Consider the following 17,421-nt stretch of genomic DNA (forward strand, 5'->3'; position numbering starts at 1 on the left):
TAGAGATCCTTGTACATACAGACGGTCCTTCGGCTGAATAATACTATCCGGGCCCGCCATCTCCTGATACGTCATCGGCAATAGTTTCATGCTTTCCACAGATTTCCTGCTAATCTTCAGCACACATACATGAAAAGAAGCGGGAATCTTCAACTGAGCCAAGCGCTTTCCCGCAAGATCTGAGTCAGCAGGCACTTTCACTTTGTAAAGGTTGCCGCCCAGTTCGTAATCGATCGCCAATTGCTTTGGTGATAATTTATGCTGGGAGGCACTCGAACTGCTTGTTTGACTGGCCGGCAATAACGTATTCCGAATTAGAAACATATAGATTAAACCGACGGCTACACCAATAATCCCAATCGGGGTAATTTGAAAAAAGCCTAGTTTTTCGAAGCCGTTATCGACAAGCATTTGACTGATAATCAAATTCGGAGGTGAAGCAATCAACGTCAAAAGCCCCGAGAAACTCGCCATGTACGAGAGTGGAATCAAATACTTAGACGGACTGCTTTGAATGCTGATGGCAATACTTACTACAATCGGCATCATCAGAGCAACCGTTCCGGTATTGCTCATGAACGCCCCAACAGCCGCCACGATGAGCAACAGCAAAACGAAGAGACGTTTTTCACTGTCTCCTGAATAACGGAGCAATAGAGACCCTGCCATTTGAGCTAGCCCGGTCCGTAAAATTCCGGCGCCAATAATGAATAGCCCTGCAATCATGATGACGACAGAATTGGAAAAACCGGTTAATGCTTCTGCCGGGGAAAGGATGCCCGTGAGAACCATGGCAAGAAGCGCCAAGACGGCAACCAGATCCGTTCGCAGCCGATTTGTCATAAAGAGAATTACCGTCGTGCCTAAAATGAGGAATGTCAACGTAAGCTGCAATGCAATCCTGTTCCTTTCTAATTAAGTCGCTATCTTTGATTGTAGTACAAAAAAGAAAAAAGTGCCCTTCTAAAGAGCACTTCATCTTGGGAAACCATTTGTTTTTATTTCCATGTACAACTATTTATGAATCCGTATGTGTAAATCGGATAAGAGAAGTACCTGTCACACGGAGCATTTGACCTTCTTCCAGCGTCACAACCCCATCTGATTTCGCAATTTCTCCGCCAATCAATTCGAATACCCGCGGTTCCTTTCCTTCCTCGAACACATGCAGATACCCGTATTTAGAATCAATGGCAATTTCATATTTACCCGGCTCGATATCCTGTCCGACTTCCCATAGACCTGTAGTCAAATCTGTTGCTAAAGCTGTCGGCACTGGGGTAATCTCAACCGAATCGTATCCTCCGTCCGCCCTGACTGTATAGCCAGATTGGATATCGATTGTCAGGCTACCTGAACCTGTATAGCTCCCCACAATCTCAGAAAGGACCAAATCTCCTTTTTCATCATAGACAAAAATATTTCCAGTCGGATAGCCAGTGAACATATATCTACCCGTTTTCAGCTCTACTTCCTTTCCCTCCTTCGTGACGACTGGAATGGAAACCGGTTCGGCGTTCCTATTAGTCCGATCTGCAGTCTTGTAAACGCCAGGATTGACGGATCCAAGCAATTTGTCCTTCTCAGGGCCAATTATCTCAAAATCTTGCTCATATGCCGAATTGATTTCAGGAGATTTCGGTACTTCGCTGCAGCCTGCCATGCCAGCCGCCATAAGCAACAGAAAGCAATACGTACCGACAACTCCCACAGTGTTCCCTTTACTTGCTCGTCGAATAATATTTTTCATAATACTCCACCGTCCCCAAAGGTCCTACAGTGATTTCTTTTTCATTGTAATCCAGCATCCGATTAATCCAATCGGTTTGTTGCGCCTTGCTCATTCCTTCAAGCGGAATGCAGAGGAGATGATCTCCGATATATAAATGATCCTGCGGCAAGATCATCTTCTTTTTCACCATATCATAACCAGCCGGACTCATTTCAATTTTTAAATAGAGATCCGGCTCGCCTGACATTGTTTGTTCATGAATAATTGCGCCGTTTTTGAGGAAAATGACTCGATCCGCATATAAATCAAGATTTTCCAATAAGTGCGAAGCGACAAATATCAGTTTATCCTGTTGCTTCATCTCCATTAAACAATCCGAGATGAGAGCAACATTCGATATATCTAATCCATTCATCACTTCGTCCATGAGCATGATGGGTGTATCAGCCGCCATCATCATGGCGAAGCATAAACGCTGCCTCATACCCAATGAGTACGTCTTTGCTTTCTTTTTAACGTAATGTCCCATCTGCAAGCGGTCGATAGTTTCTGGCACACGCTTGGCTGAACCTGTCCATAGGTTGGCATATAGTTTTAAATGATCTACACCAGATAATTCTTCAAAAAGATCTTTTTGCTCTGGAAATGTGACGAGCTGCCGATGAATCTGCAATTCTTCTCTTTCATTCCGGTATTCATACTTATCGTCAAACAACACTTGACCGGAATCCGGCTTGACAAAGTTTGCGATAATATTGAACATCGTCGTTTTGCCAGTTCCGTTCGGTGCAGCCACTCCGATGATTTCTCCTCGTTCTGCACTTAAATTCAGATTGTTGAGAACGATTTTATCCTTGTACGCAATTGATACATTCGTCAATTTCAGCATTTAATTGTTCCCCCCTTTTCCTACTTGGTATGTAGGAGTCGCATGTTTTTTCATATATACCACTCGATTCCCGCCAAAGAGTACAGCAATTAGAGCCATATTCAAAACGCAGAGCCATATGAGGGCCCATTTGTAATCCATCGTATCCTTGCCATACTGTGTTGCCACATCGCCTGTTAATACCTGGCTGATATCCATAACGCTCAATGGCTGCAGCAAGCTCGCATTGATACCCGCAAAATGGAGCAGCATCGGAGCAAGGAAAACAACAAGGATCAGCAGAACAGTCGCATACATATTTTTAGTAATGACGTTGACTAATATCGATGCAAATAAGAGCAACAGCGCGAGAAGTGCCATAGCTACTACCATATATAAGATATACCGGCTTGTAGAGACAGCAACATAGTCACCGTTCTGGAATAATAGCAGAGGAGACTTGAAATCGCCCCAAGCCGTTTGAGCGGCTACTACCCACCCGCCAATCAGCAGACCGGCTAGCAGGAATACAAGCACTTGAACGAAATGGAGGCCAGTTTTAACAAATACACGTTGCATGAAGGAAATTGGGAAGATGCCCATTACCGTACGTTTTTGCTGATCATGCAGGAGCATGTTGCCCCCCATGAATAAAACAAATAGTACGAACAGCAATCCGTTCACTTTTTCCAATGCGACGGGTAAGTAATTACTTGTGGTAAAAGGATCCGCCTCGAGAGGCAACTGATTTTTTTGATAATACCGAAGCAACGCATCCTCTTTCATAATCTCTTCCTTCGGTACAACAAACTCTGGATGCACGCCTTTATTGCCTAATTCATGCAACCGAAGGCGCAATTCATTCAGCCTTAACCCGCCTTCGATATATTCCTCATAATCCGCTTTTTTCCATAACGAAAACCTTTGCTTGCTGATCATAGATGATTGCTCAGTGAGATTATTGTATATTTCCTGTCCCTCGGGCGTGTCGCGCATTTCCTCCGGGAAGAAATTAAATATAGTATTGTATTCTAGTGATTCTGCACTCTTTTTATCTCGAAGACTCTCAACATCACTATCGCTGTATTGGATGAAATATAGCGGGAAAAATAAGATGAAAGCTACCCCGAGCAGCCAATTCAATTTATTCCGCAATAAAAGCTTTCCTTCAAATTGAATGTACTTCCAAATCATACGTATATCCTTCCTCGTCCTCATCTTATCCTATTGAATAAAATCGACGTTTATTGAAAATGCGTGACAACACAAACAATAACACTTCTATAACTACTACAGTTACAAGCAATACAAGAATTCCCGTGGAAAAGTCCATTGTCGTCGTATTCAAAAGGAAATTCTTTTCTCCGGTAATGACATTTCCAAAATCAAAGTATGTTTGTGGAAAAAAACTAATATCAACTCCGAGTAATTCCCTCGACGTCCTAGTCAAATAGAGCTTTTCGGAAAACAATAGTAAACTGCTGATTACGAGAACGAGCCATTCATTTTTAAAGATTAAGCTGAAGATAACATTCAGCCTGATAAATAAGTACACTAAAACCGGAATGATCATCGCGACTTTCCCTAAGAAAGAAGCAATCGTCATGACATCATAATATTCCCTTGGGTATTCGTCTTTAATGAGAATGGTCGGTATTTTCAGATCAAAATAACCAAAGCCATACTGCAACGCGATCAAGAGAACTCCGAGCCCAAGAACGATCCCAACGACAGCATGGGTATAAAAGAAAGAGGATAGTGTCTTAAGATTCAACTGCCGGTACCAAGACATAGGCAATCCCTGTAAAACAGTCTTGTTTTGGCGATCTCTTGATAATAAATCACTGCTAAAGTAAATAGCGCAAAACAAGACAAAATACATACCATACTGCTGAAAGAATTTTTGCAGTGCCTGCAAGCCTGTCTTCTCTTCGATCATTCCAAAAGTAATTGGGTGCTCTTTCGCTAAATATGTATCATAACGCAGCATTGTCTGATTGTATAAATGCAGACGGTCTTTCCCTGGGAATGGAGAATCCTTAAAAAGTTCTTGGTCGGCTGTGTATACACTTGTTTCTCTTTCCAAATAATTCGCACGTAAATGTAGCCATCTTGTAGCATTGCCGTCCTCATAAGCCGCTAGCATGGCAGAAAACAATCCATAGGACTCAGCATTCAAGAAAAAGACAGGACTACCGGAAAATAAGATGATACCTGTATTGCCTTTGGCAAGGCGGTAATCCTGTTCCGCCTTAAGTTCGGTCAGCTTGCTTTTCACTTCATCTACATTGAATGTTTCCTGCGTGACTTTATTCGGCACAAAAAGAAAACAATAACTGAGAAGCGCAATACAGAGGAAGACGACAAATGGAATATTCTTTTTACTGCGATATGTCAACAAAAATTCATGCTTTAAAAAAGTCCAATTCATGCTCGATATCCCTTCAAGTGATTTAGTCTTGCAACTACCTAATAATTTATCAAAATATTATATTAATCAATTTTACAAGAATTTAACAAAAATTTCAATAGAATTTGAGTATTTAGTCGTATCACTAACGAGGGGAAGCCTCTTTTACAACGGGCCAGCACTCTCTACTATTGAACTACAGAAGATCGCTCCACATGCAAATGGGGTCTGCCACCCTGCCAGCCGACCGTTACCGGAACCGAATAAGCCTCAGATAATAGATCACCCGTTAGAATTTCTTCCTTTCTTCCTGAAGCTACTATTCTTCCTTCTTTCAATAAAAGAACATGAGTAATATCCTCTGTAATTTCTTCTATATGATGGGTTACATAAACTAGATGGCAATTTGCTTCTACAACAGTCCTTAATGTTTGTAAAAATTGTTCTCTTGAAAGGATATCCAATCCCGAACAAGGTTCGTCTAAAATGAGCATTAAGGGATGACTCATAAGTGCCCTGGCAATAAACACCCGCCTTCTTTCCCCTTCCGATAATAAGCTGATCTTTTTCCCTTTTAAGTAAGACAGACGAAATTTGCTCAACAGTTCGTCAGCCCTTATCCAATCTCCCCCAGTCGTTTGTTCATATAATCCGAAACTCGCATATTTGCCACTCACGATCACTCTTTCCACAGTTTCATTCAAAAACATTTGAGAAAACCGTTCAAGAGAACTGCTGACAAAACCTATCCTTTTCCTTAGTTCCGGCAAGTTGGTTTCCCCAAAGCGATTGCCCAGTAGTACGACTTCCCCTTCTGTTGGAAAATGATGTGCCGCGATAATATTCAACAAAGTGGTTTTGCCCGATCCGTTCAAACCTAAAATCGCCCAATGTTCACCTTGTTTCGCTTCCCAATCAATTTCGTTTAGAATGACTTTCTCTCCTCTGCGATACGTTACTTCTTGTAATGAAATAATGCTAGAATCCATAGTTACACACCTTCTCTATTCAGTTTTTTCAAAATGGACTGTATAAGTACAACCCCCCAGCCAGCAGTTCGTCTTTCATCTGTAAACACTTTGGAAATTTAATAATTCCTTCATACCACTATACCCTTACCGATATGAATTTTCAATAAATTCTATGAATCAATTCAAACCATTCTCTTAAAGTCATAGTTCGAAAAGGTTATTAAATTCACTGATTATTAATTCATAAATAAAAAAAGCTGTCTCAGCAAATCAGTTTACTGATTTCTGGACAGCACTTTTTTATTGGTTAGGCAACTGCCATTTTGTCTTTTTTGCCCGTTTTCCATTGGATGGCGAACATGATGACAAACAAAGCCATACCGACGATATCCGTGATCGTTTCAGGGAAAATCAACAATAGACCAGTCGCCACGATGATGATTCGTTCTATTATATTACATTTACGGTACCAATAACCGATGATTCCAGCACCAATCGCAACCATCCCAATAATGGCAGTGAAAGTCACCCAGATGATTTCAAAGAAGGATGAATCGATCATAAGCAACGCTGGATTGAAGACGAACATATAAGGAATGATGAAGGCGGCAATCGCCAATTTGGCTGAATTGATCCCTGTTTTTATTGGATCACCGCCAGATATTCCCGAAGCTGCAAATGCCGCAAGAGCTACAGGAGGCGTAATATCCGCAACAATTCCAAAGTAGAAGACGAACAAATGCGCTGAAATAGCAATTACAATTGGTACAGCCGCATCTGTCGGCATATCCAGCATTAATAGCTTAATAATGGCTGGTGCTGCAATCGTCGACGTAATAACGTAGTTTGCCGTTGTCGGAGATCCCATGCCCAGTACAATGGCCGCAAGCATCGTGAAGACGAGCGTTAAGACAATATTGCCGCCTGCTGCTGAAATCAAACCGGTTGCAAGGCTTAAGCCAAGTCCCGTTTTTACAACAACACCTACGATAATCCCGGCACATGCTGTTGCAGCTGCCACAGCAAGCGCAGTCCGAGCTCCATCGACGAGAGCCATAATCGTATCCTTGATGCCTAACCGTGTCGACTTATCGAAGAAGCTTACAATTAGGGTCAATACGATACCGAGCAATGCTGCTTTCATTGTTGGAATACCAAGCAATAAGAAGATGATGATCCCAATAATCGGCAATAACAAATAGATTTTCTTTAAGGTCGCTTTTCGATCCGGAATTTGATCTTCCGACATGCCCTGTAAGCCTACACGCTTCGCTTCGAAGTGAGTCATTATCCAAATGCCCGTAAAGTAAAGCAATGCCGGAATGGCTGCTGCCTTGGCAATTCCCCAATAGGTTACGTTTCCAATGAATTCAACCATTAAGAACGCGGCTGCCCCCATGATTGGAGGCATGATTTGCCCTCCGGTAGATGCCGCTGCTTCAACACCGCCGGCAAACTCTTTTCGGTAGCCAAGCTTTTTCATCATCGGAATCGTATAAGAACCGGAACCGACAACATTCGCTACAGAACTTCCAGAAATGGTGCCTTGCAATGCGCTGGAGAAAATCGCAACCTTTGCAGGTCCACCAGTCAAACGGCCAGCAAGAACGACTGCCAGATCATTGAAGTAGTTCCCGACACCCGTTTTGACGAGAAAGGCTCCAAATAGAAGGAAGACGAATATGAAAGTGGAAGACACACTAAGCGGTGTTCCTAAGATACCATCCGTCGTAAAGAACATTAATTGAACGAGACTTTCTACATCTTGCCCCCGGTGCGCCAAGAACCCTGGGAAATAAGGTCCAAAGAAAGCGTAGACGAGGAAAATGGAAGAAATGATCGTAATCGGCAAACCTACCGCGCGACGAGCCGCTTCCATTGTCAAAACCACGGCGGCAATACCAACGATCAGATCAAGAGAGGATACCCGTCCGACACGCAATACGAGATCTCCGTAGAATAGCGGCCAGTAAAGTCCTACACAAATAGCCACTAACGAAAGGATGATATCGTAAAACGGCACTTTGTTCTTTTTGACTCCCGGCTTCTTCCTTGCAGGAAACAGGATGAAGATGAGAGACAGGGCGAAGCCTAGATGGATGGAACGTTGTATGTACGCAGTAAAAGGCGTTCCAATGGACGTGTATAATTGAAACAGGGAAAATGCGAGCAATCCGCCGAACACGATGTACTTAAAAATACCTTTCAAATTTCTCGTGTTGGACTCAGGATCGTATTTCTGTAAGATTTCGAGCTGTTCCTCTTCCGACAACATGTCAAACTGTTCATCGGACAAGTCGTGTTGCTTCTTTTCTTTAACCACTCAAATTGACTCCTTTCATCATTTGAAACAGGGTGATTCTTTCCATACGAAATAAGTACGATTTCCCTCTCGTCAAATGTTGTTTTAAATCGTATTCATGTTGCTTATATTTGAACGCAAGATCGGCATCGACATCACCGACATACAAAACAAACGATTCGATTACTCGATTATCGTAAGAAAGCGTATACACGCCGTCCTTTATTGTCAGCGTCTCCCCTTCCTCAGCATAGGCGGGCAGGCCGATCCCTACATCTTCATATTTCATGGACAGCATTTTAATTTTATCCCGTTGAACGACTTGATAGGTTTCTAGCACATTGGATAGAAAAATCGAATGGACATACCGGATTTGGAATTCCGTTTCTCCTGACTGTTTCAAATAGAAGACAGCCGGATGATCTGTCCGATATTCAGTAAAAGTGAATGCCTTTTGAAAAGGCAGGAAAAAAAAGATGAGGGCGATTAGGAGTAACAGCAAAAGAATGGTCAGGTTGATCCGTTTCTTTCCCATCCGTCACTTCCTTTCCATTCGAGTAAAGAAGAAGGGGACGGCAGAAGCAATCGCTTCACCGCCCCATTCATTAACGTGCCGTCATGAATTACTTATTCACTTCATCGAAATACTTTTGCGCGCCTGGATGTACCGGAATACCGATTCCATCAAGACCTGTTTCAGCTTTGATCAGCTTGCCTTTCGCATGCTCCAATTGGGATGCATTATCATAGATTGCTTTCGTAATTTCGTAAGCCAAGTCTTCTGGAATATCGTTTTGCACGACGATCATCGCACCAACGGAAACAGTCGGTGTCTCGTCTTTTAAGCCATATGTTCCGGCAGGAATGACTTCTTTTGCATAATATTGATACTTGGAAATCAATTCATCGGCCTTTTCATCTGATACAGGAACGACAAAAACTTGAGCAGTAGCATTCAAGCCCTCAACCGCACTAGTCGGTGTTCCAGCAGTAATGAAAGCGGCATCAATTTGGCCTGCCTGCAAGCTCTCTTGGGATTCACCGAAGTCCAAGTCCTGTGGCTTTATATCATCCATAGTCATACCGTGAACTTCTAGCAGCTGTTCAGCGTTTGCATATGTACCTGAACCAGGCGCCCCAACAGAGACCTTTTTGCCTTTCAAATCTTCAAATGTCTTAATTCCTGACTTTTCAAGTGTTACCAATTGAACTGTTTCTGGATAAAGTGCTCCGATAGCAGAAACATTATCAATCTTTTCTCCATCAAACATCATTTCGCCCTTAGAAGCATAATACGCGATATCCGTTTGAACGAAAGCCAACTCAGCCTTGTTTTCTTTCAAAGCTGTCATGTTCGCAGCTGATGCTTGGGAAACTTCAGCAGTCGTTTTGATGCCTGTTTCATCATTAATGTAATTTGCAAGCGCGCCGCCAAGTGCATAGTAAGTACCTTGCGTACCACCTGTTAGAATACTTAGATATTTGAAGTCCTCTTTCTTCTTCCCGGAATCAGAACCCGATCCTTTGCTTGAATCATCCGTACCACATGCCGCAAGAACGAGCATAGCGATCATAGTAATTAAAGCAAATAAACGTATTTTACTATTCTTCATTCAATCTTTCTCCCCTTATTTTCATAGTTTTGCAACTTAGTGTCCATTTTAACATGAAGGCTGACTCTTTTGTCAACGTTTCTTAGTAAATTATCAGTAATTTGCAAGCGGTTCCACCTTAAACCATAAAAAAAGAAGGACAGATTGAGACGTTCTGTCCTCTTTTCACAACATTGCTTACTGTTTGTCTTTGATATCTGTATAGGTGAGCCCGGCTTCTTCCAAGTCACGCGTCCGATGGGCAATCCGGGAAGCTGCACACGATGCGACACTGGCTACCAGGTCATCAAGGAATGTATGAACACCACGCCCTTTTTTCGTGTCCAGCTCATTGATGATGCCTATTTTATTCTTATCAAGATGGCCAAACGTCGTAACCGCTATTGAACCATACGTAAAGACGGCACCTAGCGCAATTGTTTCATCGACACCAAACAGCCCTTCGTCATTTTCTACAATCTGCTGGAGAGGGGCAGACAGCTTCTTCTGCTCTGCTAGTTCATCCAGTTCAATACCGACGAGAATGGCATGCTGCAATTCACGTTTCCGAAGCACTTTTTCAACTGAATCCAAGCATTCCTCCAAATCCAGACTTGGATTATAAGGCGCTTGCATTTCATAGACGATTTTCGCAATATCCTCAAGCTGCACTCCCCGGCGGATGAGCGCCTGTTTTGTCGCTTCCGTCACGACATCGGAATGAACGATATTTTTACCAGTAAACATATCCATGACCCCTTTTCTTTCGAAAGCATCCATCTTCAATAAAGAGTAAGGGAAACCTCCGCTTTTTTGTACATCCTATCCAAGCATTATACCTGTTCTTCATCCTATGTTACAATTTCAGTACATGACAGTCATGAGGAGGCCGCAAATTGAATTACGGTAAAATTGAAGAAGTAACCCTTTACAGTAAGGCACTTAATGAAGAGATGCAGCTGTTGATCCACTTGCCCCACCATTATTCGCCCTTATACAAGCACTCCGTCCTGATCGCATCGGACGGCAAGGACTATTTCCAATATGGCCGCATCGGCCGAGTGGCAGATGAGCTAATGGAAGAGGGCGAAATCGAAAATATGATCGTCGTCGGGGTTCCTTATAAATCCGTCATGGAGCGCAGAAGGATGTATCACCCGGAAGGAGACAGACACGAAGCATATATCCGTTTTCTAGCTCATGAGCTTATTCCCTACATCGATGAGAACTATCCAACATATCAAGTGGGGGCCGGAAGAGGCCTAATCGGAGATTCCTTGGCTGCCACCATTTCGCTGTTGACTGCCTTGAAATATCCGAATTGTTTTGGAAAAGTGATGATGCATTCTCCATATGTGGACGAATCTGTCCTCGAAAAAGTGAAACAAGCAAAAGATCCATCCAGCCTTTCCATCTACCATGTCATCGGCCTGGAGGAGACCGAAGTCCAAACAACCGTTGACGGTATACGAGATTTCCTGACTCCCAATCGCCTGTTGAATGAAGCAATTAAAGAAAAAGGCTTCCCTTATTTCTATGAAGAATTCGAGGGAAATCATACATGGAAATATTGGCAAAAAGATGTCAAGAGAGCTTTATTGAAGTCTTATAATGATGCCAAATAAGGCAAAAATCAAATGTATCTGTTATAATTAACCGTATCAGGTTGGAATCATATTCTATAGGAGGTCTTTTATTATGAAATATGGTGTTGTTGCGTTTCCATCAAAAAAGCTGCAAGATTTGGCGAACGGATACAGGAAGCGGTATGATCCCCACTATGCACTAATTACACCTCACATGACATTAAAGGATGTATTCGAAGCGAACGATACAGAAATCGAGCAAGTCGCAAAAGAGATTCGTAACATCGCGGCGAAAAACAGCCCCTTCGAATTAGGCGTCTCCAAAGTGAGCACATTTGCACCAATCACGAATACGATTTACTTCAAAGTGACGCCAAACGATAAACTGTTGGCACTCCATAAAGATTTGGATGGTGTATTCACTGAAAAACAGACAGAATACTCTTTCGTTCCCCATGTAACGATTGCACAAAAATTAAATCCGACGGAACATGATGACATTATCGGTCAATTGAAGATGATCGGCGTTGACCATACAGAAACGATTGACCGTATCCATCTTCTGTATCAGCTAGAAGACGGCTCATGGACGGTATACGAGACATTCCGCCTGGACGAGGAACAGTAAGCGTTGATCCGGGTAAAAGTAGCCGGTTCTGAACCGGAACGGGAAGACGCATTCTCCGTCAGGAAGATGGTATTTGTCGAAGAGCAAGGAGTACCACTCAACCTGGAGTTGGATGAACATGACGCATCTGCAGCCCATTTTATCGTCTATTCCGATGACCAGCCGATCGGAGCCGGTCGCATTCGGGAAATTACGCAAGGGGTCGGCAAGGTGGAACGTGTTTGTGTCTTAAAGGAATTTCGAGGCAAGCATTTAGGGAACTTGATCATGCATTCCCTTGAAGAGTATGCATTGAAGACCGGCATGCATAAAATTATTTTAAATGCCCAGTCCTATGCGGTACCCTTCTATGAAAAGCTAGGCTATATCGTAACGTCGCCAGAGTTTATGGATGCTGACATTCCCCATCGCGCAATGGAAAAAATGATCACGCAATAAAAAGAGGCTGACATGTCCTATCTGATTCACAGATGGACCTCGGCCTCTTATCATTTTTATATGTATAGTAGTGAATACTGAAACCCGCTGCCTGTTAGGCAGCGGGTTTCTTTTCATTACACATATTGATTAATCGCTAATCCTTTACCTGTTACTTTTGAGATCTGAGGTGATAGATTAGCAGGATTCGGATAGATGAGTCCATCCTTATAAAGCGGCAAATCGGATGTTTGGACCGGCTGCTCCGCTTGCTCTCGATCGTTCAACTGCTTCTCAAGCGTCCGATCAAATGTCTCCATGAATTCCGTGTCCAATTTCACTTTTTCTACACGATTGATATAAGCGAAATTATAACGTTCATCTTGTAATCGGTTTGCATACATCTGAGATTGAATTGGTTGGATCGGCAACTGATAGCCCATCTTCCACACCCCTTTTCTAAAAACATATTTTTCTTTCTATAACCGTATTCAAACGACTTGAAACCTATTTATCTATTTTTTTAGTTTCCAAGCATTTTTTGAATATCGTTCATGTTGAAAGAACTGCCGCTTTGCAAAATGGATCGCACCAATTCATCTTCCAAATGTGGCGGAACGTCTTTGTTTGCCATCTTGCCAACTTTCTTTACAATTTTGCGGACTTGCCGTTCATCACTGAAGTCGGCAAATTGAATTGCATTGGCCAGTGCAAAGACTTCTTCCATTGGCACGCCTGTTTTAGATTCGATTTTCCGGAAAAATGAATCGTTCATGCTTCATCCCCTCCTCTTATACAAACGTAGCGCCAACAATGATCAACAGGATGAAGAGAACCACGATGAGAACGAACGTAGAACCACCATTCGAACCTCCGTAGCCACCACCATAGCCGCCGCCGTTACAGCCGCCAAAGCATCCTGGATTCCAAGGACCGTATCCTCCAGACATTACTAACCCCTCCTTCCCTTCCACCTATCCTATGCAGGAAGTGGAAAGAAGGAGGGGGGCAAACGCACATATTTTTGTTTAACGATTCAATTTTGTCTGTTGCATAAAGTTATAGGGACATTGCATTTCGCTGGTTTATCACGCTTTTCCTTTCGATCGAAATAAAAAGGAAGCAATAAAACCAAATAAAATCGCAGACGTGATGCCTGAGCTCGTCACTTCAAACATCCCCGTTAAAACACCAATAATTCCATGTTTTTCGGCTTCCGCTAATGCACCGTGTGTTAGGGAGTTTCCGAATGATGTGATCGGGATTGTGGCTCCAGCCCCCGCAAAATCAATGAATGGCTCATATAATCCAAAACCGTCTAAAATTGAACCAATTACAACTAAGGTACACAACGTATGGGCTGGTGTCAGTTTCGCTACATCAAACAACAATTGGCCAATGACGCAAATCAGGCCTCCTACAATGAAGGCAGTAATATAAATGGAAAACAAATGGACCACTCATTTCATCGTTAATTCAATTGCATGGGCCGTACACGGAATCGTGTCTCCTTGTTGGAACGACATCGGGGACAATAGGGCACCTGTTGCAATCAGCAAAACACGCTGATATTCCCGCGATAATAATTTGTTATAGATTTCTGAAAAGTAAATGGCGGCAGAGCAACCTGCACCGCTGGCACCGGAGAAAAACTTCGGATCCTTTCCATAGAACTCCATGCCGGCATCCCTGAAATTGTTCGTATTTCGAATTCCTTTTAAATCAACAAGCCTTTTTAATATTTCAAAACCTGTTTTCCCTAAATCGCCGGTCATAATGACATCATAATCGTCCGTCGACGCACCATGGCCTTCCAAATGGCGGAACAGCGTATCGGCAGCTGCAGGTGCCATGGCAGCACCCATGTTCAAAGGGTCTGTCATTCCCATGTCGATTGCTATTCCGAACGTCCCTCTCTCAATACTGGGCACCCCTTCGCAGTGAGGCGTGACTGCGGCGGCTCCCGCTGCAGTTACAGTCCATTGGGCCGTATCGCCTTTTTGGACTCCATATTCAATTGGATACCGGAACTGCCTTTCAATTGAATTATGCTGGCTGGCTGAACCCGCAATTGCCAGTTCAGATATTCCGGCGTCCGTTAGGATTGCAGCAGTCAATAGGGAAGAAACGGACGTCGCACAGGCGGAAAACATGCCGATATATGGAATGCCCATTTTAGTCGCGCAAAAATTGGAAGGAGTCATTTGATTCACCAAGTCGCCTGTTAATAGGAAATCCGCATCTGCCGGAACTGCATTCACTTTACTCAGAGCAATCATCGTGGCATCTTCCATCAATTTCGCATGACCATGCTCATTTGTATCGAGCCCGCATCTTTCCCCTTCGTATATCTTGTCGAAGCTCTCGAAATACGGGCTCTTTTTTTCGAGCGGTCCGGCTGTTACACCCGTTGCCGCAATCGAGGGAGCCGTTTTAAATTGAATTACACCGCGCGTCACCATGATACAACTCCCATTTTGACGAGTATTGTCTTAATTAGCGCAACTGCAAAAGCAGAAAAAACACCCCAAAGAATAACCGATCCGGCTAACTTGAAGATATTTCCTCCTACGCCAAGCACATATCCCTCGGTTCTATGTTCAATTGCCGAGGAGACAACCGCGTTTCCGAAACCGGTAATTGGAACGGCTCCGCCGGCTCCACCAAACTGGCCAATCTTTTTATAAATCCCAAATCCAGTAAGCAGCATAGAAAAGAAAACCATAGTTGCCACAGTTGGATTGCTCGCAGTTCGTTCGGTAAAATCAAAAAAAGTAATGTAGAATAAAGCTACAAATTGTCCGATCAAACAGATAGTGCCGCCTGTTATAAAGGCTTTGAAAACATTTTTTACGATCGAAGGCTTCGGAGATATTTCCTGTTCAATTGTTGAATACTGTTCTTTGTCCATTACGTCTCTTCCTTCAATAGTAATTTCAATCGGTCAATATCCTTGCCTAGCTCGTCCTCTTTTCCTTTATCAATCAGCTTGTTTGTTTCATACAAAATTTTGCTGTCTGCAGAAACGGTTACATCCATATCCGGGTATTGCTCTTCCAGCTTTTTCTTCAATTCAGTTGCGACCTTCTTCTTTTTAAACCTTGAGAATGTTTCTACACGAATCCCCGCAAGCAGTTTCTCGTCATGGAAAACGACTGCTGCCGATTTGATTCGCTTGTCATTCCGGATGATTGTTTCGGCTTGCGCCGCCACTTCATCTGAATCATTTTGATACCGGAACGCATCTTTCGAGCAACCGGCTAGAAGCACTGCAAGTAGTGAGATGAGTAATAACTTACGTATATTCATTCCCTCCCTTTTTTTCACAGTATGGCATTGGAAAGAGAAGTTTATTCAAAACCAGGTTTTCCGCCCTGACGATTGGTCACCATGCGCATAAAGTATAGAGAATTGAAAAAAGGAGGTGGAATGAATGGGATGTGGAAGAACTGAAGGAGTAAGTGATACACACCGTCATGACAATTGTATTTGCGAAGTGGTCCGTGCGATTAAACGTGTTCAGGATATTCGTGATGATATCGATTGTGACGATTGCAGAACCGACTGCTTCTTGACTCCGCTTGGCAGCCTCGTCAGCCCAGCAAGACAACGGGCGAACACTCGGGTGTTTATGCTGTTAGATGATGAAGGTAATCCATTCAAAGCGTTATTCAATCGTAGACGGATCCATAGGGAGAACGAAACTGCGAATGAGCAAAACAAAGTGAGGGAATGTGCAAGCTGTTTCTCTATCTTCTTTAGAGTGCAAAATGTTTTTGATAACTGCTGTGCTACACTTCAAGTCCTTGAGCCGCGTGATGCAAGAGGCAGAGCTGTAGATCTGTTTAAACACGGTAAACTTGACCTAGATGCAGTTTGTGAGGCAGTCCGCTTTGAAGCGACTGGCTCCTGTGTAACAGTTGACCTTAAATGCTTCTGTGGCATTCAATGTGTACGTGACGTATTTATCGATTGCGACGAAGACTGATCTGCCAACCTGCAATGTCACGGCCGGCTGCCAATTTGGCGGCCGGTCTTTTTTGTCGATTGTCAGGCAACGTAATTATAAATACAATAAAACAGGACAGGGGCAAGGTCCCGTCCTGTTTTTTAGTCCATGATGAATTGCTGGCCGCGCCAATGGATACTTTCAATTTCGTTCATGGCAATCATAATAGGTGCCGTTCCGTCTTCAAGCGGATCAATCCAAACCGTTCCCTCCTCCACTTTCCGAAGGTTGCCCTTTACTTGTTCCTCTTTCAAGTAAAAGTGCAATGGCCGGTATACCTGTCTTCGGAAAGGGTTGTTTAAATATTGGAGCGTCTCGTATATGGCGGGATGGTTCGGCCGCTCGTCAATATCGTAAGTTGGGGCAATGTCATGACTTGGTGGGCTTTCACCAGAATAGACAGGTGTGATGTCATAATCCGGCATCTCCTCCGAGGCGGTTTTTCCATCCTCGATCATAACAAAGACGGAAGTGCTTTCCTCCTCATCACTTGCGACAATGCGAGTATAAACTGGTGGACCCTGAACAAACAACAACGGTTTTTGGAAGCGTATCATACGTCCCCCCCTTTTCCCTGTTAGTATATGCGCCTAACTTTTCCAAAGTTCATCACCAATAAAAAAAGCTTCCATCGGATTATAAATTTCCGATGAAAGCTGTAGCTAATCCAAGATAAATCAAAATACTGATCACGTCATTCAGAGTTGTAATGAAAGGACCTGAAGCTACGGCCGGATCAATCTTTAACCGGTGCATAAATAAGGGGATGAACGAGCCTAAAATGGTAGCAACAAAAATGGAGACCAAAATGGCAACACCGACTAATAGGGCAATAATGAATTCGTGCTTCCATACAAATATCAACCCAACTACAAACACCGAACACGTCAGACCCGTAATTAAACC

General features: G+C 43.2%; 23 protein-coding genes. 4 read left to right on the top strand and 19 right to left on the bottom strand.

Features of this window, described 5'->3' with window-relative positions; all coding sequences use genetic code 11:
- From NCCP2222_RS03645 to NCCP2222_RS03690, 10 genes are all read right to left on the bottom strand, one after another.
- Nucleotides 1-894 (bottom strand): SLC13 family permease (locus tag NCCP2222_RS03645; RefSeq protein ID WP_375709150.1); only part of this gene is annotated, 894 nt, incomplete at its 3' end.
- Between the two features lie 124 nt (nt 895-1,018).
- Nucleotides 1,019-1,750, bottom strand: coding sequence for a hypothetical protein (locus tag NCCP2222_RS03650; protein WP_248509685.1), 732 nt, complete (start codon nt 1,748-1,750; stop codon nt 1,019-1,021).
- Nucleotides 1,722-2,621 (bottom strand): ABC transporter ATP-binding protein, encoded by a 900-nt coding sequence (locus tag NCCP2222_RS03655; RefSeq protein ID WP_248509687.1) that lies wholly within the window; start codon nt 2,619-2,621, stop codon nt 1,722-1,724. Before NCCP2222_RS03655 ends, NCCP2222_RS03650 begins: the two co-directional genes overlap by 29 nt.
- On the bottom strand, nt 2,622-3,794 hold the full coding sequence (locus NCCP2222_RS03660; RefSeq protein WP_248509689.1) for a hypothetical protein: 1,173 nt from the start codon (nt 3,792-3,794) through the stop codon (nt 2,622-2,624). It abuts the gene before it with no gap.
- A gap of 25 nt (nt 3,795-3,819) precedes the next feature.
- Nucleotides 3,820-5,031 (bottom strand): hypothetical protein, encoded by a 1,212-nt coding sequence (locus NCCP2222_RS03665; RefSeq protein WP_248509691.1) that lies wholly within the window; start codon nt 5,029-5,031, stop codon nt 3,820-3,822.
- Nucleotides 5,032-5,198: 167 nt separating this feature from the next.
- Entirely contained in the window at nt 5,199-5,999 is an 801-nt protein-coding gene (locus tag NCCP2222_RS03670) for an ABC transporter ATP-binding protein (RefSeq protein ID WP_248509692.1), read from the bottom strand.
- A gap of 289 nt (nt 6,000-6,288) precedes the next feature.
- Nucleotides 6,289-8,256: a TRAP transporter permease gene (locus NCCP2222_RS03675; RefSeq protein WP_248509799.1), complete on the bottom strand. Its 1,968-nt coding sequence runs from the start codon at nt 8,254-8,256 to the stop codon at nt 6,289-6,291.
- 40 nt (nt 8,257-8,296) lie between these two features.
- Entirely contained in the window at nt 8,297-8,818 is a 522-nt protein-coding gene (locus NCCP2222_RS03680; protein WP_248509694.1) for a DUF1850 domain-containing protein, read from the bottom strand.
- 88 nt (nt 8,819-8,906) lie between these two features.
- Entirely contained in the window at nt 8,907-9,896 is a 990-nt protein-coding gene (locus NCCP2222_RS03685; RefSeq protein WP_248509696.1) for a TAXI family TRAP transporter solute-binding subunit, read from the bottom strand.
- A 177-nt stretch (nt 9,897-10,073) separates the two neighbouring features.
- Nucleotides 10,074-10,622 carry a phosphatidylglycerophosphatase A family protein gene (locus NCCP2222_RS03690; RefSeq protein WP_248509698.1) on the bottom strand — a complete coding sequence of 183 codons (549 nt, stop codon included), beginning with the start codon at nt 10,620-10,622 and terminating at the stop codon, nt 10,074-10,076.
- 149 nt (nt 10,623-10,771) lie between these two features.
- Here NCCP2222_RS03690 and NCCP2222_RS03695 point away from each other — a divergent pair, with 149 nt between their 5' ends.
- The 3 genes from NCCP2222_RS03695 to NCCP2222_RS03705 all read left to right on the top strand — a co-directional run bounded on the left by NCCP2222_RS03695 (nt 10,772) and on the right by NCCP2222_RS03705 (nt 12,527).
- Nucleotides 10,772-11,500 carry an alpha/beta hydrolase gene (locus NCCP2222_RS03695; protein ID WP_248509699.1) on the top strand — a complete coding sequence of 243 codons (729 nt, stop codon included), beginning with the start codon at nt 10,772-10,774 and terminating at the stop codon, nt 11,498-11,500.
- Between the two features lie 73 nt (nt 11,501-11,573).
- Nucleotides 11,574-12,089 carry a YjcG family protein gene (locus NCCP2222_RS03700; RefSeq protein ID WP_248509700.1) on the top strand — a complete coding sequence of 172 codons (516 nt, stop codon included), beginning with the start codon at nt 11,574-11,576 and terminating at the stop codon, nt 12,087-12,089.
- Between the two features lie 3 nt (nt 12,090-12,092).
- A complete protein-coding gene (locus NCCP2222_RS03705) occupies nt 12,093-12,527 on the top strand; it encodes a GNAT family N-acetyltransferase (RefSeq protein WP_248509701.1) in 435 nt (144 codons plus the stop codon).
- A gap of 116 nt (nt 12,528-12,643) precedes the next feature.
- Here the strand turns inward: NCCP2222_RS03705 and NCCP2222_RS03710 are convergent, their stop codons facing one another.
- The 7 genes from NCCP2222_RS03710 to NCCP2222_RS03740 form a co-directional block, all read right to left on the bottom strand.
- Nucleotides 12,644-12,949: a hypothetical protein gene (locus tag NCCP2222_RS03710; protein WP_248509702.1), complete on the bottom strand. Its 306-nt coding sequence runs from the start codon at nt 12,947-12,949 to the stop codon at nt 12,644-12,646.
- An 80-nt stretch (nt 12,950-13,029) separates the two neighbouring features.
- On the bottom strand, nt 13,030-13,281 hold the full coding sequence (locus tag NCCP2222_RS03715; protein WP_248509703.1) for a stage VI sporulation protein F: 252 nt from the start codon (nt 13,279-13,281) through the stop codon (nt 13,030-13,032).
- Nucleotides 13,282-13,297: 16 nt separating this feature from the next.
- Entirely contained in the window at nt 13,298-13,456 is a 159-nt protein-coding gene (locus NCCP2222_RS03720) for a YjcZ family sporulation protein (protein ID WP_238083184.1), read from the bottom strand.
- Between the two features lie 138 nt (nt 13,457-13,594).
- Nucleotides 13,595-13,957, bottom strand: coding sequence for a stage V sporulation protein AE (gene spoVAE, locus NCCP2222_RS03725; RefSeq protein WP_248509706.1), 363 nt, complete (start codon nt 13,955-13,957; stop codon nt 13,595-13,597).
- A gap of 9 nt (nt 13,958-13,966) precedes the next feature.
- The gene (locus NCCP2222_RS03730) at nt 13,967-14,968 is read right to left on the bottom strand and encodes a beta-ketoacyl-[acyl-carrier-protein] synthase family protein (RefSeq protein ID WP_248509709.1); all 1,002 of its coding nucleotides are present in this window, start codon (nt 14,966-14,968) and stop codon (nt 13,967-13,969) included.
- Entirely contained in the window at nt 14,962-15,417 is a 456-nt protein-coding gene (gene spoVAC / locus NCCP2222_RS03735) for a stage V sporulation protein AC (RefSeq protein WP_248509711.1), read from the bottom strand. The genes NCCP2222_RS03730 and spoVAC overlap by 7 nt, the downstream gene beginning before the upstream one ends.
- Complete coding sequence (locus tag NCCP2222_RS03740) at nt 15,417-15,815, bottom strand: hypothetical protein (RefSeq protein WP_248509713.1); 399 nt, start codon at nt 15,813-15,815, stop codon at nt 15,417-15,419. Before NCCP2222_RS03740 ends, spoVAC begins: the two co-directional genes overlap by 1 nt.
- A 124-nt stretch (nt 15,816-15,939) precedes the next feature.
- Here NCCP2222_RS03740 and NCCP2222_RS03745 point away from each other — a divergent pair, with 124 nt between their 5' ends.
- Nucleotides 15,940-16,494: a CotY/CotZ family spore coat protein gene (locus NCCP2222_RS03745; RefSeq protein WP_248509715.1), complete on the top strand. Its 555-nt coding sequence runs from the start codon at nt 15,940-15,942 to the stop codon at nt 16,492-16,494.
- Between the two features lie 122 nt (nt 16,495-16,616).
- Here NCCP2222_RS03745 and NCCP2222_RS03750 read toward each other — a convergent pair whose 3' ends face one another.
- Nucleotides 16,617-17,072, bottom strand: a complete 456-nt coding sequence (locus tag NCCP2222_RS03750; protein WP_248509717.1) for a hypothetical protein — start codon at nt 17,070-17,072, stop codon at nt 16,617-16,619.
- 79 nt (nt 17,073-17,151) lie between these two features.
- Nucleotides 17,152-17,421: magnesium transporter (locus NCCP2222_RS03755; protein ID WP_248509720.1), on the bottom strand; the 270-nt coding region annotated here is incomplete at its 5' end.

It is taken from the genome of Sporosarcina sp. NCCP-2222, from assembly GCF_023168145.1.
In the GTDB taxonomy this organism is placed as follows: domain Bacteria; phylum Bacillota; class Bacilli; order Bacillales_A; family Planococcaceae; genus Sporosarcina.